17 protein-coding genes and 3 pseudogenes are annotated in these 20,203 nt (G+C 57.9%); 14 read left to right on the top strand and 6 right to left on the bottom strand.

Annotated elements, in window-relative coordinates:
- Window positions 1-37: 37 nt before the first annotated feature.
- The 3 genes from BLR16_RS07975 (at window position 38) to BLR16_RS07965 (ending at window position 3,915) form a co-directional block, all read left to right on the top strand.
- On the top strand, window positions 38-1,687 hold the full coding sequence (locus BLR16_RS07975; protein WP_074805248.1) for an acyl-CoA dehydrogenase family protein: 1,650 nt from the start codon (window positions 38-40) through the stop codon (window positions 1,685-1,687).
- 52 nt (window positions 1,688-1,739) lie between these two features.
- Window positions 1,740-3,203, top strand: coding sequence for an AMP nucleosidase (amn, locus tag BLR16_RS07970; protein ID WP_003368777.1), 1,464 nt, complete (start codon window positions 1,740-1,742; stop codon window positions 3,201-3,203).
- Between the two features lie 79 nt (window positions 3,204-3,282).
- Window positions 3,283-3,915, top strand: a complete 633-nt coding sequence (locus BLR16_RS07965; protein ID WP_003368776.1) for a pseudouridine synthase — start codon at window positions 3,283-3,285, stop codon at window positions 3,913-3,915.
- A 13-nt stretch (window positions 3,916-3,928) separates the two neighbouring features.
- Here the strand turns inward: BLR16_RS07965 and BLR16_RS07960 are convergent, their stop codons facing one another.
- Entirely contained in the window at window positions 3,929-4,420 is a 492-nt protein-coding gene (locus BLR16_RS07960; RefSeq protein WP_003419292.1) for an Lrp/AsnC family transcriptional regulator, read from the bottom strand.
- Window positions 4,421-4,756: 336 nt separating this feature from the next.
- Window positions 4,757-5,257, bottom strand: a complete 501-nt coding sequence (locus BLR16_RS29250) for a hypothetical protein (protein ID WP_345945905.1) — start codon at window positions 5,255-5,257, stop codon at window positions 4,757-4,759.
- Here BLR16_RS29250 and BLR16_RS29245 point away from each other — a divergent pair.
- Window positions 5,249-5,968 carry a DUF6515 family protein gene (locus tag BLR16_RS29245; RefSeq protein WP_058398091.1) on the top strand — a complete coding sequence of 240 codons (720 nt, stop codon included), beginning with the start codon at window positions 5,249-5,251 and terminating at the stop codon, window positions 5,966-5,968. The genes BLR16_RS29250 and BLR16_RS29245 overlap by 9 nt on opposite strands.
- A gap of 6 nt (window positions 5,969-5,974) precedes the next feature.
- On the opposite strand, the gene BLR16_RS07950 is transcribed toward BLR16_RS29245, so the two are convergent.
- Both BLR16_RS07950 and BLR16_RS07945 read right to left on the bottom strand, forming a co-directional pair.
- Window positions 5,975-6,868 carry a cation diffusion facilitator family transporter gene (locus tag BLR16_RS07950; protein ID WP_054081967.1) on the bottom strand — a complete coding sequence of 298 codons (894 nt, stop codon included), beginning with the start codon at window positions 6,866-6,868 and terminating at the stop codon, window positions 5,975-5,977.
- Between the two features lie 25 nt (window positions 6,869-6,893).
- A complete protein-coding gene (locus tag BLR16_RS07945; protein WP_003368770.1) occupies window positions 6,894-7,313 on the bottom strand; it encodes a hypothetical protein in 420 nt (139 codons plus the stop codon).
- Window positions 7,314-7,598: 285 nt separating this feature from the next.
- Here BLR16_RS07945 and BLR16_RS07940 point away from each other — a divergent pair, with 285 nt between their 5' ends.
- Window positions 7,599-8,525: a Gfo/Idh/MocA family protein gene (locus BLR16_RS07940; protein ID WP_074805240.1), complete on the top strand. Its 927-nt coding sequence runs from the start codon at window positions 7,599-7,601 to the stop codon at window positions 8,523-8,525.
- Between the two features lie 75 nt (window positions 8,526-8,600).
- Complete coding sequence (locus BLR16_RS07935; RefSeq protein WP_044309524.1) at window positions 8,601-9,572, top strand: alpha/beta hydrolase; 972 nt, start codon at window positions 8,601-8,603, stop codon at window positions 9,570-9,572.
- Between the two features lie 9 nt (window positions 9,573-9,581).
- Here the strand turns inward: BLR16_RS07935 and BLR16_RS07930 are convergent, their stop codons facing one another.
- Window positions 9,582-10,121, bottom strand: a complete 540-nt coding sequence (locus BLR16_RS07930; protein WP_058398058.1) for a DsbA family protein — start codon at window positions 10,119-10,121, stop codon at window positions 9,582-9,584.
- Window positions 10,122-10,461: 340 nt separating this feature from the next.
- On the bottom strand, window positions 10,462-11,157 hold the full coding sequence (locus BLR16_RS07925) for a tRNA (adenine(22)-N(1))-methyltransferase (protein ID WP_280178560.1): 696 nt from the start codon (window positions 11,155-11,157) through the stop codon (window positions 10,462-10,464).
- Window positions 11,158-11,324: 167 nt separating this feature from the next.
- Here BLR16_RS07925 and BLR16_RS07920 point away from each other — a divergent pair, with 167 nt between their 5' ends.
- The 8 genes and pseudogenes from BLR16_RS07920 (at window position 11,325) to BLR16_RS07885 (ending at window position 19,877) form a co-directional block, all read left to right on the top strand.
- Entirely contained in the window at window positions 11,325-11,708 is a 384-nt protein-coding gene (locus BLR16_RS07920) for a RidA family protein (RefSeq protein ID WP_003340858.1), read from the top strand.
- Between the two features lie 126 nt (window positions 11,709-11,834).
- Window positions 11,835-12,824, top strand: coding sequence for a DKNYY domain-containing protein (locus BLR16_RS07915; RefSeq protein WP_080484237.1), 990 nt, complete (start codon window positions 11,835-11,837; stop codon window positions 12,822-12,824).
- A 50-nt stretch (window positions 12,825-12,874) separates the two neighbouring features.
- Window positions 12,875-13,497: pseudogene (locus tag BLR16_RS07910) on the top strand (glutathione S-transferase family protein).
- Window positions 13,498-13,593: 96 nt separating this feature from the next.
- Window positions 13,594-14,610 carry a type III secretion system effector HopI1 gene (hopI1, locus tag BLR16_RS07905; RefSeq protein WP_092194200.1) on the top strand — a complete coding sequence of 339 codons (1,017 nt, stop codon included), beginning with the start codon at window positions 13,594-13,596 and terminating at the stop codon, window positions 14,608-14,610.
- 119 nt (window positions 14,611-14,729) lie between these two features.
- Window positions 14,730-14,975 (top strand): annotated as a pseudogene (locus tag BLR16_RS07900) (ATP-dependent helicase); the annotation flags it as partial.
- Between the two features lie 108 nt (window positions 14,976-15,083).
- Window positions 15,084-16,365, top strand: a pseudogene (locus tag BLR16_RS07895) (DUF2254 domain-containing protein).
- Window positions 16,366-16,431: 66 nt separating this feature from the next.
- Complete coding sequence (locus BLR16_RS07890; protein WP_058417065.1) at window positions 16,432-18,009, top strand: sensor domain-containing diguanylate cyclase; 1,578 nt, start codon at window positions 16,432-16,434, stop codon at window positions 18,007-18,009.
- A 248-nt stretch (window positions 18,010-18,257) separates the two neighbouring features.
- The gene (locus BLR16_RS07885; RefSeq protein ID WP_057423610.1) at window positions 18,258-19,877 is read left to right on the top strand and encodes a methyl-accepting chemotaxis protein; all 1,620 of its coding nucleotides are present in this window, start codon (window positions 18,258-18,260) and stop codon (window positions 19,875-19,877) included.
- The last annotated feature ends 326 nt before the right edge of the window (window positions 19,878-20,203 follow it).

Genomic DNA, 20,203 nt, shown 5'->3' with positions numbered 1-20,203 from the left:
GTGCATGTTGTGTGTGTACTCAGGCAGGAGATGACTCATGAACCTGAATCAATTCGCCGAAACCCACGAAGTCACCAATCAACCGCCGCTGCTGGACGGGGCAAACCTTTACCGTATCGACGTGCCACTTCAGGAATGGAGCAGGCGATTCGGGGCGGGCTGGGCGCAGTCGCGTATCGATGCCTACGGTGCGCTGGCAGGTGGCCCGCTGATGGCGGCGGGCTTTCTGGCCAACCAGCACAAGCCTGAGTTTGCCAGCCATGACCGTTACGGGCACCGCATCGACCTGGTCGAATTCCACCCGGCGTATCACCAGTTGATGAGCACGGCCATCGAGCATGGCATCCCGTCGTTGCCATGGACCGATCCGCAGCCCGGCGCTCACGTGGCGCGTGCGGCCATGAGTTATTTGCATACCCAGGCAGACCCTGGCAGCGGCTGTCCGCTGACCATGACCTTCGCCAGCGTTCCTGCGCTCAGGCTGCAACCGGATCTTGCTGAAATCTGGCTGCCCAAGGTGCAGTCGACTGAGTACGATCCACGCAACGTGGGCATTGCGCACAAGCGTGGCGCGACCATCGGCATGGCCATGACCGAGAAGCAGGGCGGCACCGACGTGCGCGCCAACACCACGCGTGCGTTCCCGGTGGGAGCAGGCGGCCCCGGCCAGGCCTACGAGCTGGTCGGGCACAAATGGTTCTGCTCGGCACCGATGTGCGATGCATTCCTGACCCTGGCGCAGACCGACAAGGGCCTCAGCTGTTTTCTGCTGCCGCGCCATAGGCCGGACGACACGCGTAACGAGTTTTACATTCAGCGCCTGAAAAACAAGCTCGGCAACTGGTCCAACGCCTCTAGCGAAGTCGAGTTTCGTGGCGCGCTGGCATGGATGATCGGCGAAGAAGGGCGCGGCGTCCCGACCATCATCGAAATGGTCGCCATGACCCGTTTCGACTGCATGATTGGCTCCAGTGCCCTGATGCGTCAGGCGCTGACTCAGGCGACTCACCATTGCGCGCACCGTACGGTCAGTGGCCGGTTGCTCGCCGAGCAGCCGTTGATGCAGAACGTGCTGGCTGATCTGGCACTGGAAAGCGAGGCCGCGCTGGCCCTGACCCTGCGGATGGGGCGCGCGCTTGATCACCTGGATGATGACCACGAAAAGCGTTTTGTGCGTCTGGTCACGGCAGTGGGCAAATACTGGATCTGCAAGCGCGCCCCGGCCATGATCAACGAAGCCGCCGAGTGCCTGGGCGGCGCCGGTTATGTCGAGGACAGCATTCTGCCCCGCTTGTACCGCGAAGCGCCGGTCAACTCGACATGGGAAGGCTCCGGCAACGTGCAATGCCTGGACGTGCTGCGAACCCTGTCCAAGGAGCCCGGCGCACTCGATGCGCTGTTCGACGAACTGGGCGACGGACATGGCGACCGGCAGCTGGCGGCACATATCGGCAAGCTCAAGGCGGCGTTTCAGGACACCGGCGACATTCAGTACCGCGCCCGCCAACTGACCGAAGACATCGCCATCGCTTTGCAGGGCACGTTGTTGCTGGAAGCGGGTAACGCGGCGGTCAGTGACGGCTTCATTGCCGGTCGACTGGTGTCTGGCGGGCGGGTGTATGGCGCTTTGCCCAAGGGTGTTGACGTAGAAACATTGCTGCAAAGGGCCTCGCCGCAGGTGGCATGAGCACGCGAACCCGTTACGATGCACGTCTGCAAGATCAGACAGGACATGAATCGTGACCCAAGCCTTTGTTGTTGTCGACACCGCCGAGCAGGCTGTAGAACGGCTCGCCGAGCTGCATGAACGCGCCACCAGTGCGCTGAGTCAGGCGCTCAAGCGCTACCTGAAAGACCGCGTTGAACCCACTGCCGAAGAGCGAGCGCAATTCAGCTACCCGGAACTGCGCCTGGTCTACAAATGCCAGGGCGAAGTGCCGGTCACTACGCGCGCCTACGCCAAGGTGCAACTGCCGGGCACTTACAGCGTCACCGTCACGCAGCCCAAGGCCTTCAAAAAGTACCTGCTCGAACAACTTGTCCCGCTGATGAACGATTTCACCGTGACGGTCGAAGTCGGTATGAGCGAGCAGAGCATTCCTTATCCTTACGTGGTCGAGCAGGGCGATGAGCTGGCCGGCACGGGCGTCACCGCGGCGGCGCTGGCACGAGTGTTCCCGAGCACCGACCTGTCGGCTGCCACCGACGGCATTGCCGACGGCCTCTACGACTGGGCCAACGTCGATCCGCTGCCACTGGCGCTGTTCGACGCTGCGCGGGTGGATTTTTCGCTACGCCGTCTGGTGCATTACACCGGCAGCGACTGGCGCCATGTGCAGCCGTGGATCCTGCTGACCAACTACCATCGCTATGTCGACCAGTTCATTCTGCACGGCCTGGAAAAGCTCCGCGAAGACCCGCGTTTCGTGCGCATGGTCCTGCCGGGTAACGTGGTGGTCGACAAGAGCATGGGCCAGGAAGAAGCCCAGGCCATCGTCGCCAGCGTGGTCTGGCACCGCTATCAGATGCCGGCATATCACCTGATCGCCGAAGACGGTCATGGCGTGACGCTGGTCAACATCGGCGTCGGCCCGTCCAACGCCAAGAACATCACCGATCACCTCGCGGTGCTGCGTCCGCATTGCTGGCTGATGATCGGTCACTGCGGCGGCCTGCGTCAGTCGCAGACCATCGGCGATTACGTGTTGGCTCACGCCTACATGCGTCGCGACGGGATTCTCGACCGCGTACTGCCGCCCCATATCCCGATTCCGGCGCTTGCCGAAGTGCAACTGGCCTTGCAGGAGTCGGCTGCGCAGATTACCGGCGAGCGCGGCGAAGAGCTCAAGAAGCGCCTGCGCACCGGCACGGTGTTGACCTATGACGACCGTAACTGGGAACTGCGCTGGGCTCAGGAACGTCCGCTGATCAACCTGTCGCGCGCAGTGGCGGTCGACATGGAAAGCGGCACCATCGCTGCTCAGGGATATCGCCTGCGTGTGCCTTACGGCACGTTGCTGTGTGTATCCGACAAGCCGCTGCACAGCGAAATCAAGCTGCCGGGTTCTGCGAATGCGTTCTATGAGCGTGCTGTCAGTCAGCACCTGAAAATCGGCATCGCTGCGCTGGACCTGCTGCGTACCGAGGTGAACTCGCTGCACTCACGCAAACTGCGCAGCTTCGACGAGCCGCCATTCCGTTGATGGCTTGCCGTTAATAGATTGGTATTTGCACCAAGGGCCACTAAAGTGGCCCTTTCTGTTTTCCGATTGCCGAATTCTCATGTCCCGCACCCAACGCCCCGTATCCCGCCGTCCTGCCTCCACACCGACAGGCACTGCCCGGCGTGTCGCCAAAGCGCCACCGGCCGAGCCCAGGCTGATCCTGTTCAACAAGCCTTTCGACGTGCTGACCCAGTTCAGCGATGAGGAAGGGCGCGCCACGCTCAAGGACTTCATCAAGATCCCCGGCATCTATCCGGCCGGGCGTCTGGATCGCGACAGCGAAGGTTTGCTGCTATTGACCAACGACGGCCAATTGCAGGCGCGCATTGCCGATCCCAAGCACAAGCTGGCCAAGACCTACTGGGTACAGGTCGAAGGCGAGCCGAGCGATGAGCAGTTGCAGCAGTTACGCGACGGTGTCCAGCTCAATGACGGGCCGACCTTGCCCGCCGAAGCGCGGCGGCTCGATGAACCGCAACTCTGGCCGCGCAACCCGCCCGTGCGCTTTCGCAAGAGTGTGCCGACAAGCTGGCTGGAGCTGGTGATCAAGGAAGGGCGCAATCGGCAGGTGCGGCGTATGACCGCTGCCGTCGGCTTGCCGACCCTGCGGCTGGTGCGGGTCAGGATTGGCGACTGGACGCTGGAGGGCCTGGATCAGGGCCAGTACAGGGAAGTCGCCGCAAAACTGTGATACCGGTGCTGGCTCAGTTGCGCAGGTGAGTCAGCGGCATTTCGGTGCTGGCCAGCACTTGATTGAGGACAAAACTCGACTTGACGCTGGTCACGCCTTCGATGCGGGTCAGATGGCCCAACAGCAGCTTCTGATAGTGATCCATGTCCGGCACCACCACCTTCAGTTGATAGTCCGCGTCCATGCCGGTCACCAGGCTGCATTCCAGTACCTGAGGCAGGTTGCGGATCTGCTGCTCGAAGTTCTCGAAGCGCTCGGGTGTGTGCCGGTCCATGCCGATCAGCACGTAGGCGGTCAGGTTCAGGCCCAGTTTCTTGCGGTCCAGCAGGGCAACCTGGCGCACGATGTAACCGTCGTCTTCCAGTTGCTTGACCCGGCGCGAGCAGGGCGACGGCGACAGACCAATGCGTTCGGCCAATTCCTGGTTGGATATCCGTGCGTCCCGTTGCAATTCAGCCAAAATGCTCAGGTCGTATCTGTCGAGCTTGCTCACGATGCACCCCATTATCAATTCAATTGCGCTGGATTATTCATCTGAAGTCAAAAATTGCGCAAGTAATGTTTCAATCCGCAATATTAGCAATCTTCTGCCTCAGCCTCAGGCCTATTCTTTTAAACAGAATCACTGCCCGGACACAGCGTCCAGCGCGACCCGCCGAATCAGGCCAGTCGCGGCCTCCCACCCAACAGGGTGTGTCAGGCCCCCGGGCTACATACTGTCCAGAAGACGGCATGAGGTGAGCCAGCGTCAAAAGCGCTGCGCCAGGACGAAGTATCTCAAGGGGGCCATTTGGTCCCCTTTTCTTTGTCTGCTGATAAAGTGCGCAGAACGGCGCTACGCTTAAACAGTCTTAATGACGTCAACCCGCGCTCTAGTGAGGAAAGCATGAAATCTGGCATCTGGCAGTTTGCGGGTGTAAGTCTGTTGTGTCTGAGCATCAGTGCTCACGCGCTGGCCGACGAACGTGATGAACCGCCGCGCAATCCGCTTTACGGCAGCCCTGGTGAAAACGCGCAGCAGCGTCAGCAGCAGCAACAGCGTGCTCAAGAGCAGAGCAATCAGCAGCGGCAGATCCAACAGCAGCAAAACCAGCAGCGCCAGCTCGAGCGTCAGCAGCAACAACTGATCAACCAGCAGCAGACCAATCAGCAACGCCAGATTCAGGAACAGCAGAACCAGCAGCGTCAGGTCGAGCGTCAGCAACAGCAGCAGATCCAGCAACAGCAGCTTCAGCAGCGCAACGTCGAGCGCCAGCAGCAACAGCAGATCGAGCAGCAACAGCGCGATCAGCAGCGCCAGATTCAGCAGCAGCAAAACCAGCAGCGTCAGCAGTTGCGCCAGGCTCAGGACAACCTGCCGATTCAGAGCGGCCCGAAAGAGGCGTGGCAAACCCAGCCGCCGCGTCAGGGCTATTACCAGGACATTCCACGCGGCAACAACCGCAACTGGCAGGCCGGTAACGGTCGCCCTAATGATCACTGGGAAGGACGCCCCGATGGGCGTGGCAATGGCTGGGGACCCGGCCCGCAATACCGGCCTGGCTATGCGATAGATCGTGTACCGGGTGGCTACTCGCGTATTCCCTATCGTGGGCAGGACTATTACTACTCGGGTGGCTACTGGTATCGCCCGCAAGGCCCGCGTTATGTCGTGGTGACACCGCCCTACGGCGTGCGTGTCAGCAGACTACCGTCCTACTCTCAGGAAGTATGGATCGGCAGCAGCCTGCTGTTTCTGGCTGCCGGCACCTATTACGCCTACCAGCCGGACAGTCAGGACTATGTGGTGGTCAATCCGCCGCAGAACGAAGCCGTGTATCAGGCTCCGCCGGCCGAACAACAGGGCAATGGCTATGATCCGGTGGCCTACCCTGCCAACGGGCAGAGCCCGCAGCAGGTCGAGCTGGATAAATACCAGTGCTACCGCTGGGCTGCGGAGCAAAGCGGTTTCGACCCGGCCAATGTCACCGGTCAGCCATCGCCTGACATGGTCGATCTGTATCGTCGCTCGATGGGCGCGTGCCTGGCGGGGCGAGGTTACAGCGTCAACTGATGCCGGTCAGGCACTGGCCTGCTTGACGACTTCCTGAGGGTCGGCGTGCACCAGCACTTCGGCCTTCGGGAATTGCTTGTGAATGGCGTCGGCCACCTGATCACAAATGGCGTGGGCGACCGACAGCGTCAGGGTGCCCGGTAGCTCAAGGTGCAATTGCACAAACCAGTGATTACCGGAGATTCGTGTACGCAGATCATGCGCCCCGAGCACGCCCGGCACATCGCACGCCAGTGCCAGCATTTGAGTGCTGACATCGGCCGGCAACTCCGCATCCATCAACACCGATATCGTTTCGCGGGCGATTTGAAAGGCGCTCCACAAGATATACAGCGCGATGCCCAGCCCAAAATACGCGTCCAGCTGTTGCCAGCCGAAATACGCCAGCGTCAGCGCCACCAGAATGCTGGCGTTAAGCAGCAGGTCTGAACGGTAGTGCAGCGAATCGGCGCGGATCGCTGCCGAGCCGGTCGCCTTGATCACCCGGTATTGCAGGGTGAGCAGCGCGATCGTCAGCGCGATGGAAACCACCATCACGACCATGCCCAGCAGCGGCGCGCCCAGCGGTTCGGGATTCTGGATGCGCTCGACCGCCTGAACGGCAATCAGCACACCACTGACGGTGATGAACAACGCCTGCGCCATGCCCGACAGCGCTTCCGCCTTGCCGTGGCCATAGCGATGATCGTCATCTGCAGGCCTAAGTGCGTAATGCACCGCCAGCAGGTTGAGGAACGAGGCGGCGCCATCGAGCAGTGAGTCGGTAAGACCGGCCAGCAGACTCACCGAACCGCTCAGCCACCAGGCAACGCCCTTGGCCAGGATCAGCGTCGTGGCAACTGCCAGCGAGGCCCGTGTCGCGAGACGCAGCAGTCGGGAATGTTCGGCAGTGGTGCTCATGACGCTTCCTTGAACGGAATTGATATCAGGCAGCCGGGACCAGACCCAGTGCTGCCAGTTGTTCGACACTGCCTTTGTGCTGGATCAGGCGTGGATCGTTCAACGGCAGGGAACGGCCCAGCTCGGTTTCAATGATGGCTTGCAGCTTGGTGTTGTCGACACTGCCGTCAGCCTTGAGCGCTTTTTGCAGCTTTTGCGGATCGATCTGCGCATGCTCGCCAGGCCCGTAATAGATCGCACCAGTGGCGAAGTCCACCGCAAACGCAATCACCCCTGGAATGATATAGAACAGCAGCGCGAAAGCATCCAGCGCCGCAATGGCCGGGTCAACCTTGCCATCGATCTGACCACGACGATCAGGATAGAAAATACTGCCGCAGGCCGAAATCTGAGTCAGCAACGTGGCGACCAGAACGCCACCGATCAAGCGAGAAGGAATGCGCATGGAAAGCTCCTGAGATGAAGAGGGCAACTATACAAGGCAATGACTGCAAGGCTAAGACTATTGAGTGATGGCGTGGTTCTGCGGCCGTTAAGTTAACCACATGGGATGCGGAGCCATCGCAGTGGTAGGAGTGAGCTTGCTCACGAAGGCCCTGAGCGGGCGCTGAAGATTATCGAAGGTGAGATCGGCCAGGAACACAGCTCCCGCGCCGATGCCCCTTACCGACCACGATTAACATCTGGTTTACTGTGCCGCACGATAACTACAAAAACTCAGGAGTCATGTATGCAACCGATTCGTCTCGGTCTGGTGGGCTACGGCAAGATTGCGCAGGATCAACACGTCCCGGCGATCCACGCCAACCCCGCGTTTGAGCTGGTGGCCGTGGCCACGCAAGGCCAGCCGTGCGCCGGGGTAGAGAATTTCAAATCCCTGGGCGAACTGCTTGCGAGCGGGCTGCAGGTTGACGCGATTGCGTTCTGTACGCCCCCGCAAGGTCGCTTTGCCCTGGTGCAGGAAGCGTTGGCGGCTGGCAAACATGTGTTGGTCGAGAAACCGCCGTGCGCGACCCTGGGTGAGGCGATGGCGTTGGTGGCCCAGGTGCAAGAGCAGGGCGTCAGCGGTCTGTTTGCCTGGCATTCGCGTTACGCGCAGGGTATCGAAGCGGCGCGTGAGTGGTTGTCCGCCCGCACCCTGCACAGCGTGCAGATCGACTGGAAAGAAGACGTGCGCAAATGGCACCCCGGTCAGGCGTGGATCTGGCAGCCCGGTGGCCTTGGCGTGTTCGATCCGGGCATCAATGCCCTGTCGATCGTGACCCACCTGCTGCCACTGTCATTGTTCGTCGAGTCTGCCGAACTGCGCGTGCCGAGCAATTGCCAGTCGCCTATCGCTGCGTCCATCAAAATGTCCGACACGCGCCATCTCGATATCCGCGCCGAGTTCGATTTCGATCATGGTCACGACGAGCTTTGGAGCATCGAGATTCGCTGCGCTGAGGGGACGTTGCGCCTGGACAGCGGCGGTGCAGTGTTGAGTATCGATGGCGTGCGTCAGGCTGTTTCGGAAGAGGGCGAGTACGCAGCGGTGTATCGCCACTTCCAACAGTTGATCGGCGATAAAGCCAGTGACTTGGACCTGCAACCGTTGCGGCTGGTCGCGGACAGTTTTTTCGTGGGCAGTCGGGCATCCGTTGAACCGTTCTACGACTAAAAGCCTCTCAGGTACAGGTGGGGGCAAACCGCTTTGCGCGCCCCTGCATACGTCAGCCTGACAAGAGAGCAGAAAGTGGACACAAAACAGCCTTGGCCTTCCAGTGAGCAGGAATTGGTAGAAGTACGACGGTTTAATAAAACCCTCGCGCGGATGCCGCGTTTCCAGATTCGCAATCGCGTCACGCCCCGGCTGATTCAGGCGCTGTTGCGTGCAGCTCAGATCGGCAGCGCCCTGAAACCGGGAGGCCATGACCTGCGCATCGAGAAAAGAACGGTCAGCTCGGATAACGTACCGGTGCCCGTGCGCATCATCCGTCCCAAAGGTAAACCCAAGGGCGTGGTGTTCGACATCCACGGCGGCGGATGGGTGATCGGTAATGCCCAGATGAACGATGATCTCAACGTCGGCATGGTCAACGCCTGCGACGTAGCCATTGTTTCGGTTGATTACCGACTTGCTGTAACAACCCCCATCGAGGGCCTGATGGAGGATTGTTTTTCTGCCGCCTGCTGGCTGTTGGGCAAAGACTGCGAGGAGTTTGCCGGCCTGCCGGTTATCGTGGTCGGCGAATCCGCTGGCGGACATCTTGCCGCAGCCACGCTTCTGAAATTGAAAAGCCGACCTGATCTGCTCGAGCGGATAGTGGGGACGGTGCTGTACTACGGCGTTTACGACCTGACGGGCACCAAGAGCGTGCGTACCGCAGGGCCGGAGACGCTGGTGCTGGACGGTCCGGGCATGGTCGGCGCCATGCGCGCGCTTACCCCCGACCGAAGCGACGATAAACGCCGCGAGCCGCCACTGTCACCGCTGTATGGCGATTTGACCGGCCTTCCGCCCGCACTGATGTTCGTCGGAGAGATCGACCCGCTGCTGGATGACACACTGCAAATGGCCGAGCGCTGGGCCAACTCGGCAGAGGTCGAAATGCACCTCATGCCCGAGTCGCCGCACGGCTTCATCCATTTCCCGACCACGTTGGCGCGCAAGGCGCTGGCGCGCAGCCGTGAATGGATCAATGAGCGGATCGGTGCGCTGGGTTGAGCCCGCCGCTCAACCCAATTCTGCGACCCACTTCGACACGGGGTCGCCACTGCTCAAGCCCGGCTGCACAAGACCGTCGATCATGAAGGTCGGCGAAACATGTATGCCGTTCTGGCGAGCGTATTTGGCGTGCCATTTCACGGCCTGTTCAAGCTCGGGATTAGCGAATGCCTCCGCCAGCGCCAGGCCGCTGTAACGCTCGATGCGCGCGATGATGTCGTTGGGCGTCGCGTCCATGTTCGGGCCGGTGGCGTGGTGTTCGAACTCGAATTCTTCACGGTGCGACGCAACCGCCGTCATGACCGCCTTGGCGCTTTGCTTGCCGCCTTCAAGGGTCGCAGCCGCCAGAATGCAGCGCACGATGACACCCGAAAACATGTGCCAGGGCTGCGATTGCAGGCGGATTTTGACCGTGATCCTGTCTTCTCCTGCCTGAGCCAGCAGTTCATCGAGCTTGAAGAAGGCCTTGACCGAAAAGGGGCAGGTTGGCTCAAGGAAGACCTCGAACAGACGAGGCCCGTGGCCCCAGGAAAGTGCGTCTGAATACATGGTCGTGTTGCTCCCGTCGATGGTTGTACAGAAAACGCGCCGGGCTGATTGCCCGCGCCGGGCATGGTCACGAGAAGCATTCTCCCGGACACCTCTCGCTCCTCACGCAGAGCATTGGCGCGAGACAAACAGGCGCGCCGGGCTGATTGCCCTGCGCCGCGCATGGTCACGAGAAGTAATCTCCCGCACACCTCTCGTTCCTCACGCTCCGCGTGGGAATGCAGTTCGTGACGCTCCGCGTCACACATTGCAACTTTGACACCACCAGCTTGAGGCGCCATAAAAGCCTGAACTGCGGATCATGCGGGTTTGAGAGCAGGTTCGGGCATGAGTTCGATTTTCAGGCCAGCAATGCGCTAATCCAGCGAATCTGCTGCGCAACCTCCTGCCCTTTTTCTTCGCTCACGCCTTTCTGTGCTCTTTCGAAGTTGTTCAGCGTTTTCTGTTTTTTGCCCAATAAACGCTGCCACTTGAGCAGAAACGCCGGGCTGCGCGCCTGCATCTGCAGCGGGCCGAAATACAGTTCCTCAGCCGTGTACTTAACGGGGCCTGTGCGTTCGGCGACGATGATTTCGTAGTCGAAACGGTTTTCCCGCAGCACCTCTTCGCTGACGATGCGGTAGTCATGCTCCATCAGCCAGACACGCAACGGTTGCTCGCCGCCGTTGGGTTGCAGGATCAAGCGTTCCTGACCGCTCAGGCGCGCCTTGCCCGCTTCAAGGATGTCTCGAATCGTCTCGCCGCCCATGCCGCAGAGACTGATCGCCGTGATCGCGTCCTGCGCTTCGATCGCCACCAGACCATCGGCCAGGCGCACGCTGACCTGATCCTCCAGATCGTTCTCGCGCACGGTGCGCTCGGCTGCGCAGAACGGCGTCAATGCCACCTCGCCAGCCACCGCCGCCGAGATGGCGCCGCGGTTCAGCAGCGCGACCGGCAGATAACCGTGATCCGAGCCGATATCAGCCAGCCGTGCACCGGCGGGTACGTGCGTCGCCACACGCTCAAGTCGCATGGACAATCTCTGTTCGTTCAACGGCAACCCCTTTCACCCCAAACGTCCGACAGCATGGCCGGGTCCGGGCGCGATTCTGTAGAGCAACGCGGCGCATTTCAACTTTCCGCGACAAAGCCCACGGCTCGACCCCCACCTGTCGCTCGGGTAGGCTTGGCGTTTTCCATCCTTTGCAAAGCAGAGATCCCATGGCAAACGCAGACATCACCTTTACCCCCGATCCAGATCCGGAGTCCATCTCGTCGGACGTCGCCGACTTCAACGGCGTGCTGGTCAGCACCCAGATCCCTACTCATCCCGACGGTAGCCTGGAACTGGGCGGCATCACCGAGCAGAGCGAATGCACCCTGCGTGCCCTTAAAGACGCCCTCGAACGCGCCGGCAGCTCGATGGACCGGGTCATGCACCTGACCATCTACCTGACCGACATGGCGGACCGGGCGGCTTTCAATGAAGTGTACAAACGCTTCTTCAAAAAGCCGTGGCCCGTGCGCGCAGCAGTGGGTGTGGCTGCGTTGGCGGTTGAAGGCATGCGCGTGGAAGTAACGGCGATGGCGGCCAAGGCGGGCTGAATGCAGTCGCTCGTTCCACACTCTGCGTGGGGACGCAGTTTGTAACGCTCTTCGTCATAACATGCTTGTCATGAATAATGAGGCGAAGCAAGTCTGTCAGCCTCCAGCAGCACTAAACATAAGGAGATGTATGTGAGACCGGGTCCTAGACTGTTGATAATCGCGGGAGGGCTGGCAGTACTGGGTTTTGTTGGCCATGCCGTATATGAAGCTCTGCCCGGTGATATGGGTAATGATCATATCAATGTCGTATGCGAGGAGGTTGTTAGCGGACGCTTCAATGGAGACGGGACCATTGATGATTCAAAAAAGAAGACACGAAAGTGTTCTTCGGATCTTCGTACTCTTTCTGCCCATTACGTGGTGCTTGACGACGACGTCTATTGGATGAACCAAGTACGTTATAAGGAGAAACCCTGCATCACTGGCGCCGGTGATGCCTCAGGAGCGGTTAGTAATTTTTCGTTTTCATGCCTGTTATCAAAACAAGGTCAGATCAACTCGATCGAGACGCGCGAGCTTAACCTGGTGGCACATTACTCGCCTTCCTTCAAGCCGCTGGAGGGCAGCCTTCAGGGGGGTGTTGACTGGCAGACTGATCAGCTTGCCTATTACGCCAAAGACGATATTTCTGTTTACTATGGGGGACGAAAGATAAAGGGCGCAGATCCACATCTTTTTTCGGTGGTTTTTCCCTTGGGTGATGACAAAAAGTGGCGCAGTCTTAGTGTCTCTATGAGCGGCAACGAGATGTTCGTCGGCGGTTTGAGTATTGGCGACATTGATTTATACGATTTTCGTCCGTTGATTCCTGTTGATTGTCCTGAGCACGGTATTTCTGAATGTGCGGGGCATAGAGAGTTAGAAGATTTTTTAAAGTATGATAATTGGGGTCAAGGCCTGCTGGGGGTGGTAGGCAATGATCTCGTCTTTCTGCATACCTCTGGCGCTGAGCGATTTGCTGATATGGCGTCTTCCGACACATTTATGTTTGCGACCAGCAAGAAAATCTATGTTTACACCAAAGCGAAATTTTATGAACTCGGCGGTGAGTATTCATTTAATAAAAAATTGGTACCGATGGACGTGAATGACTTTACAAATAATCGTGGGTGATTCGATTTTTGCGATGGCGGCCAAGGCGGGCTAACCATAAGGAGCATGGAATGCTACAGATACTGGGCAAAGCCTCATCGATCAATGTCCGCAAAGCGCTCTGGACCTGTGCAGAGTTGGAAATTCCGTTCGAACGGCAGGACTGGGGCTCTGGTTTCAGGGAAACCAACACGCCTGAATTCATGGCACTCAACCCCAATGCGATGGTTCCAGTCATTGAGGACAATGGCTTCGTTCTGTGGGAGTCGAACACGATCATCAGGTACCTGGCGAACCGCGACAACGCCGTGCATCTCTATCCAGCGGACGCAATAGCCAGAGCCAGAGTGGATCAATGGATCGACTGGCAGGCCACAGATCTCAACAAATCCTGGGGTTATGCCTTCATGTCGCTGGTCAGGCACAGCGTCGCCCATCAAGACCCTGACGCGCTGGCTGCCGGATGCCGTCAATGGACCCGACACATGGCGATCCTGGATCGACAGCTTGATGCTACCGGGACGTACGTTAGCGGCAGCGAGTTTTCGCTGGCAGACATCCCGATGGGCCTTCAGTAAATCGCTGGTTTGAAACCCCGTTAAGTCATCCGGACTTCCCGGCAGTGAAGGCCTATTACGAACGACTGAGCGAACGTCCCGGCTACCGCTTGCACGGCCGAAACGGAACGCCGTGAGCCTTATACCCGAGCCCTGCATCGAATATTGACTCGCCCGTGGAACCAGATCCCGTTGCTTGCCACCAAGACGACAATGAGTTTCCGGGGACGCATATGATCAACCTCACCAGCATTGCATCTTCGTTGGCGCGTGTGGCGCTCAGCGATTCGACAAAGCCAACGATAGACCGCGCGATGAACGTCGTCAGCCATATCGCTGGCAAAGTGGCGTTGCAGGTCAACAGCTCATTGTTGGAGCGGACAGGCCGGCTCAACGAGCGTCAGCAGAAAGGCCTCGCGGTAATCCTGGACGCGTTGCGTGGCAAGGAACCGGTGACCCATGTCGAGACGCACGAAGGGGGAGGCCGATTCAATCTGGCGCGAGCTGCCTTCGACGTGGCCAGCGTTGTCTGGGAGCGCGACAAGTCGATGCGCAACGTGATGAGCTTTTTGGGCGTCAGCGATAGCAAGGGCAACCTGCTGTTCTCTCTGGGCAAGACGCTGGCTGAGGCGATGGTCAAGCCCGAACCTGAGTATGGCAAGCACAACAGTGAGGCGAACTATGCGTTCTTCTCCAGCAACCTGAAGCTGAACAAACTGATGAACGACATCGCTGATCAACTGATCAACGAGATTCGTCAGTCGAACACCGATCGCGTGCGACGACCCACGCCGGGCCCGTCCTGGAGACCTGAAAGCACTCAACAGCAAGCACGCCCACAAACGCCTCCACGCACTCGCCCCCAGGCTGCCAACAGCGCGCCGCCGCCACCGCCGAAAGCCGAGCCCCGTGCAGGCGCTCAGCGGCCGTCAGCAGATCGGCCCCACGACACGCCCGCTGCTGGCGCGTCCGCGAAGGTGGACGATTCCGGCCCCGCCACGCCACCCGTCAAGCCGCTGTACGCGCATCTGGGCCTCTCGGACATGACGGCGGACCTCTCCGCAGTCAAAAAGGCTTACAAGAAAGCCTCGCTGAAGAATCATCCTGATAAGAACGTCGGTAACGAGGCTGAGGCGACTGAGCGTTTCAAAGTGATTTCAAATGCGTTCAGGATTTTGTCCGATCCAGAATTGCGCAAGAAATACGACAATGGCCTTATTGATGAGAACGGTAACGAGTTCAAGACCTGACTTTTCGGCGTGAGGCGTGCTGGCGGCAGTGTTTCTGGCGACTGCCGTTCAGCTAAAATACGCCGCCTGATTCCCCAACCCCACCCCGGTATGCTCCCTGCATCTCTCCGGGAGCCCCCATGATTTCGTTACCCATCGATGCCGTCCTGCCAGCCCTGCGCCAGGCCCTGACCACGCGCCATGAAGCCATACTCGAAGCCCCTCCCGGCGCGGGCAAGACCACGCGCGTGACGCTTGCGCTGCTTGAGGAAACCTGGCTGGCCGGGCAGACCATTCTGATGCTGGAACCTCGGCGCCTGGCCGCGAGATCGGCTGCCGAGCGGTTGGCCAGTGAACTGGGCGAGAAGGTCGGCGAAACGGTGGGGTAGGCGCCTATGCGCTGAACCTTCTGTTGGTGAACGAACTCAATCAGTCTAGGTAGTCGGAGGATGATTCCGTTTGCTTCCGAAGCAGTTGTCCAAAAAGGTAAGGCTATGATCGCTCGATGGCATTGGATGCTGGTGCAACTTACAAAGAAGCTTTGGCTCAGAGCTACCTTGTTTTCACTGCTGGGCGTAGCGACCGCCTTGATATCAATCTTGCTCAAGGACTCGATTCCATTTTCTCTGTCGGCACCGTATAGGTGCAGATGCCGTTGACAAGATTCTGAGCATCATTGCCTCCAGCATGCTTGCAGTGACCACCTTTTCGCTAAGCACTATGGTGACAGCGTACGGCGCGGCCAGCAGTGGCGTAACACCGCGTGCGACGACGTTGGTAATGGAGGACACGACAACACAAAACGCGCTCGCGACGTTCATCGGCTCATTTCTATTTAGCCTGGTAGGCATCATCGCCTTGAGCACTGGAGTCTATGGCGCCCAAGGACGCGTACTCCTGTTCGCAGCGACCATAGTGGTGGTCATCCTCATCGTTTACACGCTTCTGCGCTGGATTGATCACCTTTCAAAGTTGGGGCGAATGGGCGAGACGATTGATCTGGTGGAGAAAGCGGCCATTGATGCAATCGATCATAGAGTACGGTGGCCATACCTGGGCGGAGTTGCTTTCCCAAAGGGGTGGACTGTGCCTATCGGCTCTCAGATCGTTACCAGTGAATCGACTGGATATGTACAGCATATCGATGTTCAGGCACTGAGCGAGGTAGCGGAGGCCGGAAACCTCAAAATATTCGTGGATATTCTCCCCGGTAGTTTCGTCCACCTGGGGAGGCCGCTGGCCTATCTCGTACCGCTGGCCAAAGAGTCTGTCGAGATCACTGGCGAGCTGTCGGAGAAGGTGCTCGCTACGCTGACAATAGGCACCCGGAGAACCTTCGAACACGATCCCCGCTTTGGACTTTCAGTGCTGTCGGAAATAGCATCCCGCGCGCTGTCTTCCGCAGTGAATGACCCCGGCACGGCCATTGATGTCATCGGGCGAGGCGTACGTAGCTTGACTACGTGGTGTAAGCCACAGCCAGTTGCCCCTGAGCATGAAAAAAGCTGCGGCCAGGTTTTTCTGCATGGTTTGACTGTGGACGACTTGTTCGATGACTTCTTTGCGCCGATAGCCAGAGATGGCGCAGCAATCATCGAAGTGGATCTGCGCCTGATGAAAGCCCTGATCAGCCTGGCTCAGATCGATCCCGCTTTGTTCAAAGCCGTTTGCGTGAGGCACGCGAATATCCTTTTGATAAGATCAGACAGCGCCTTGGCTTTGAACGAGGAAAAGTGCCAACTAAGGGCACTGGCAGACAAGTTGCTGTTTAACTAGCCAGCCTCACTACTAAGGTACGAAAGCTGCATAGAGCGCTCAAAAGCCAATTTGATGACGCCCTCTATGAAGCCTTTTTACCTTACCTCCACCAGACTCGCGCCTTCCATGCTCACCAAAGCACTGCTTGGCTTCATTGCTCTAGTGTGTCTCTCGTTGATTTTGGCTACAGCCTGGCAGATGAATCAGTCCAAGCGTGAGCGCGTAGCTACAGCCAAAATTGCGGTTTCAAACATCGTTCTTGCCGCCGAGCAGCAAGCTCGGGATACGGTACGACAAGCTGATAATACGCTGCGTGATCTCGTGGAGCGCGTGGAGCGCGACGGTTTAGAGGGGGCTCAGCAAGCTCGACTGGCGAAACTGATGGCCCAGGATGTGGTGAATGTGGACGGCATCCAGGGGCTTTTCATCTACGATGCCCAAGGCAACTGGGTCGCCAACTCCTTTTCCCAAGGTATACAGGTGAAAAACAACAGCGACCGCGCGTACTTCGCGTATCACCGCGATAACGCCGATGAGTCCATCCACGTCGGTTCCATTGTCGAGAGTCGCATTACGGGGGAGATGGTTATCCCTATCAGTCGACGCATCAATGCTGCCGACGGTACGTTTGCAGGTGTGGCATTAGCGACTGTGCCCGTTGCCTATTTCCAATCATTCTTCAAGCGCATGGATGTGGACGACAAGGGCGTTATTTTTCTCGCGCTGAACAATGGCGACTTGCTGGCTCGGCGACCGACAATGACGGCACTTATGACAACCAATGTGGCCAAAGGGGATCTTTTCACCAGTTACCTGCCATACAGTGATAGCGGTACCGCTATGATCAAGTCTGTAGTGGATGGCGTGGAAAGGATTTATGCCTATCGGCGGGTTTCCGGGTTGCCCATCGTCGCTGCTGCTGGCGTTTCCTGCCAGCATGTATTCGCCCCCTGGTGGGCCTATGCGTATCGATCCATGGCTCTGGTGGCTATGATCACTTTATCTTTGGCTTCGCTAGGTCTCTTGTTGTACAGGCAAATTCAGCACTTGATCACTGCGGAAAGTGAGCTGAGCAGCGCCCGAACCGAGCTTGAGGTCATCGCTCAGACCGACAGTCTGACGCATTTGGCCAATCGACGTTGCTTCGACGCTACGTTGCAAAAAGAGTGGGGACGAGCGTCTCGAAATAACTCGGTCATCGCGATCATTTTGTTGGATATCGACTGGTTCAAACAATACAACGACTGCTACGGCCATCTGCGGGGGGACGACTGCCTGCGCCAGGTAGCCGGGATCATCGGAAGCTGCATCAACCGGGCTGGCGATCTAGCGGCACGGTATGGCGGTGAGGAGTTCGTGATCCTGCTAGCTGAAACAGATTTAGCGGGTGCTTTGAGCGTTGCCGAAAAAGTCAGGTTATCCATTGAAAACTCATTTATAGAGCACTCCGGCAGTCCAGTCGGGAATGTAACAATCAGTTCAGGTGTGGTGGCGATCAACGCACCGGAGAAGGAGGGCTATATAGCCGCCCTGAGGGAAGCAGATCTACTTCTTTACTCTGCTAAAACCAAAGGTCGCAACTGCGTCGAGGGACGAGCAATGGCCGACACCACCAGAAAGCAGTTCATATGCCAGCCCGTTCTAGGCACAGGCCAATACTGATTATGGCCGACTTGCTGCCCGTCTCGCCTTCTGAACCCCATTGCCATGCACCCCAATTGCGATGGGTGTAGGCCTTTGGTGCCGCTGGCCTGATCATTCAACCTGCTTCGTTGCCTTTGAATATGCATGCCAGGTTTTGACAGCCGTCCAGCAGCCACATCGCCTCTTGACGAAAAGCTTAAAGTTTCCAATTTTGGGTCGATAGCTTGTTGAATATGTCAACCATCATTGGAGAGCAGGAATCTAACATGCGCCTTAGAAATCTCAATTTAGCTCCACGAGCGGCCCTGTTTTTCACTTCAATCATCATTCTAGTTTTTGTGCTGGGTATATTCGCAGTCCTCCAAATGGGCAAGCTACGGGATGCCGAAAAAGACGTCGAACTCAATTGGATGGCCAGCATCCGACAAACTGCGTTGATGGACAAAGCGACACTTCGCCTGAGGCTCGAGACCCAGCGAGGCCTCGCTGACCCTCAATCCATTCAAAAGAACATTGAAAACTTCGCTGGCTATCGCAAGGCTTTCACCGATGCGGTGGCGGGCTATGAGCCACTGATAGCGAGCGATAAAGAGCGCTCGTTTTACACGCCAGTAAAAAACAGCGCCGATGCCTATTCCAAACAACTGGATATTCTCGAACCGTTGATGAGACAAGGTGACATAGCCTCAGCGGTCAACCTGGTGAGTACAGGTATCCGCCCGCTCACGAATGCGATGGAGCAGCAGATTAAAGACTTGACCAATTTTAACAACGAGGGTGCAGCTCGGGCTGGGCAAACCGCAACCGATCTCTATAACAACGGCCTGTGGCTTGTCGTTGGCCTTATAACGGGCGTAGTCATTTTGACGATTGGCTTGGCATTACTGCTGACGAAAAGTATTACCTCTCCGATTAACGATGCGTTGTCCGTCGCGGAGCGTATCGCGGCCAGTGACCTCTCCAAGGAGGTATTGGTTAGCGGGACTGATGAAGCAGGGCGATTGTTGAAAGCACTTGCGCAGATGCAGACAAACCTGCGCAACACGATTCTGCAGATATCCGACTCGTCCACCCAACTGGCCTCTGCGTCAGAAGAGATGACAGCGGTCACTGAGGAGTCGAGTCGTGGTCTTGTCGCCCAAAATGACGAGGTCAATCAAGCAGCCACAGCGGTCACAGAAATGAGCGCGGCAGTTGATGAGGTCGCACGTAATGCGGAGTCAGCTTCTGAAGAGTCGAAGCGTACCCAAGGGTATACAGAGGTCGGTTTGGCGCGGGTGGCTCAGACGTTAAAGTCAATTCAAACGCTGAACGGTAACGTTGAAAACACCAGCGAGCAGATTCAAGGGTTGTCAGATCGTGCCCAGAGCATCACTAAAGTGGTCGAGGTGATTCGGGCAATTGCAGAACAAACCAACCTGTTGGCTTTGAACGCAGCCATTGAGGCAGCACGCGCAGGCGAGCAAGGTCGTGGGTTTGCGGTGGTTGCGGACGAAGTAAGAGCTTTGGCCCATCGCACTCAAGTGTCGACCCAGGAAATCGAGCAGATGATCGCTGCCATCCAGAACGATTCTGATCTGGCCGTGAAGGCAATGAACACGAGCCGAGACCTTGCGACCGAATCGCTTGGCGTCGCCCAGGAAGCCAGTACCTCGCTGGATCAGATAGCCACGGCCATTGTTCAGATCAATGAACGTAACCTCATGATCGCGACGGCCTCTGAAGAACAATCGCATGTAGCCCGCGAGGTTGATCGCAATCTGGTCAGTATCCGCGAGTTAGCAGCGCAAAACGCTGCGGGTGCCAGCCAGACAGCAAGTGCATGCGGTGAAATGTCAAAACTGGCTGTTAACCTGAATCAGTTGGTTAACCGATTTGTGGTATGACAAAGGCTTTAGGGAAGCTGAGGGCTAACCTCGGACTAGCCAGGCACTGAAAGCAACGTGCCCGAAATGCTCAGGTTTTCTGATTACGCGGCAATTCCGATAAATCGGGATTGCCTCAAGCGTAATGGTTGTTCCCGGCATTAAACGTCCCAAATGACTGAATTGGCAAAGCGCACACGATTAGTCTCAATATTCAGCCTGACTCAGTGTGTTCAGAAAAGGGGGGATGCCCGTACGCTTACAGCTCGAACACATCCTCAAGAGCACAATCCATCGTATGCCAACTTATCGATGGACCCTGCTGCAGGCTCCACCTGGAATTACTT

Source organism: Pseudomonas sp. BS3767, assembly GCF_900099665.1.
Classification (GTDB): domain Bacteria; phylum Pseudomonadota; class Gammaproteobacteria; order Pseudomonadales; family Pseudomonadaceae; genus Aquipseudomonas; species Aquipseudomonas cerasi.
Note: the sequence above shows the minus strand (reverse complement) of the source record. Positions and strands in the feature narration are given on the sequence as shown.

Coding starts and splice junctions, on each gene's coding strand:
- BLR16_RS07915 (WP_080484237.1), top strand. CDS start 11,835: ATGTATGTGAGACCGGGTCCTAGACTGTTGATAATCGCGGGAGGGCTG.
- BLR16_RS07960 (WP_003419292.1), bottom strand. CDS start 4,420: ATGGGGTGCATCGTGAGCAAGCTCGACAGATACGACCTGAGCATTTTG.
- BLR16_RS07945 (WP_003368770.1), bottom strand. CDS start 7,313: ATGCGCATTCCTTCTCGCTTGATCGGTGGCGTTCTGGTCGCCACGTTG.
- BLR16_RS07885 (WP_057423610.1), top strand. CDS start 18,258: ATGCGCCTTAGAAATCTCAATTTAGCTCCACGAGCGGCCCTGTTTTTC.
- BLR16_RS07930 (WP_058398058.1), bottom strand. CDS start 10,121: ATGTATTCAGACGCACTTTCCTGGGGCCACGGGCCTCGTCTGTTCGAG.
- BLR16_RS07950 (WP_054081967.1), bottom strand. CDS start 6,868: ATGAGCACCACTGCCGAACATTCCCGACTGCTGCGTCTCGCGACACGG.
- BLR16_RS07975 (WP_074805248.1), top strand. CDS start 38: ATGAACCTGAATCAATTCGCCGAAACCCACGAAGTCACCAATCAACCG.
- hopI1 (WP_092194200.1), top strand. CDS start 13,594: ATGATCAACCTCACCAGCATTGCATCTTCGTTGGCGCGTGTGGCGCTC.
- BLR16_RS07920 (WP_003340858.1), top strand. CDS start 11,325: ATGGCAAACGCAGACATCACCTTTACCCCCGATCCAGATCCGGAGTCC.
- BLR16_RS07965 (WP_003368776.1), top strand. CDS start 3,283: ATGTCCCGCACCCAACGCCCCGTATCCCGCCGTCCTGCCTCCACACCG.
- BLR16_RS07890 (WP_058417065.1), top strand. CDS start 16,432: ATGAAGCCTTTTTACCTTACCTCCACCAGACTCGCGCCTTCCATGCTC.
- BLR16_RS07940 (WP_074805240.1), top strand. CDS start 7,599: ATGCAACCGATTCGTCTCGGTCTGGTGGGCTACGGCAAGATTGCGCAG.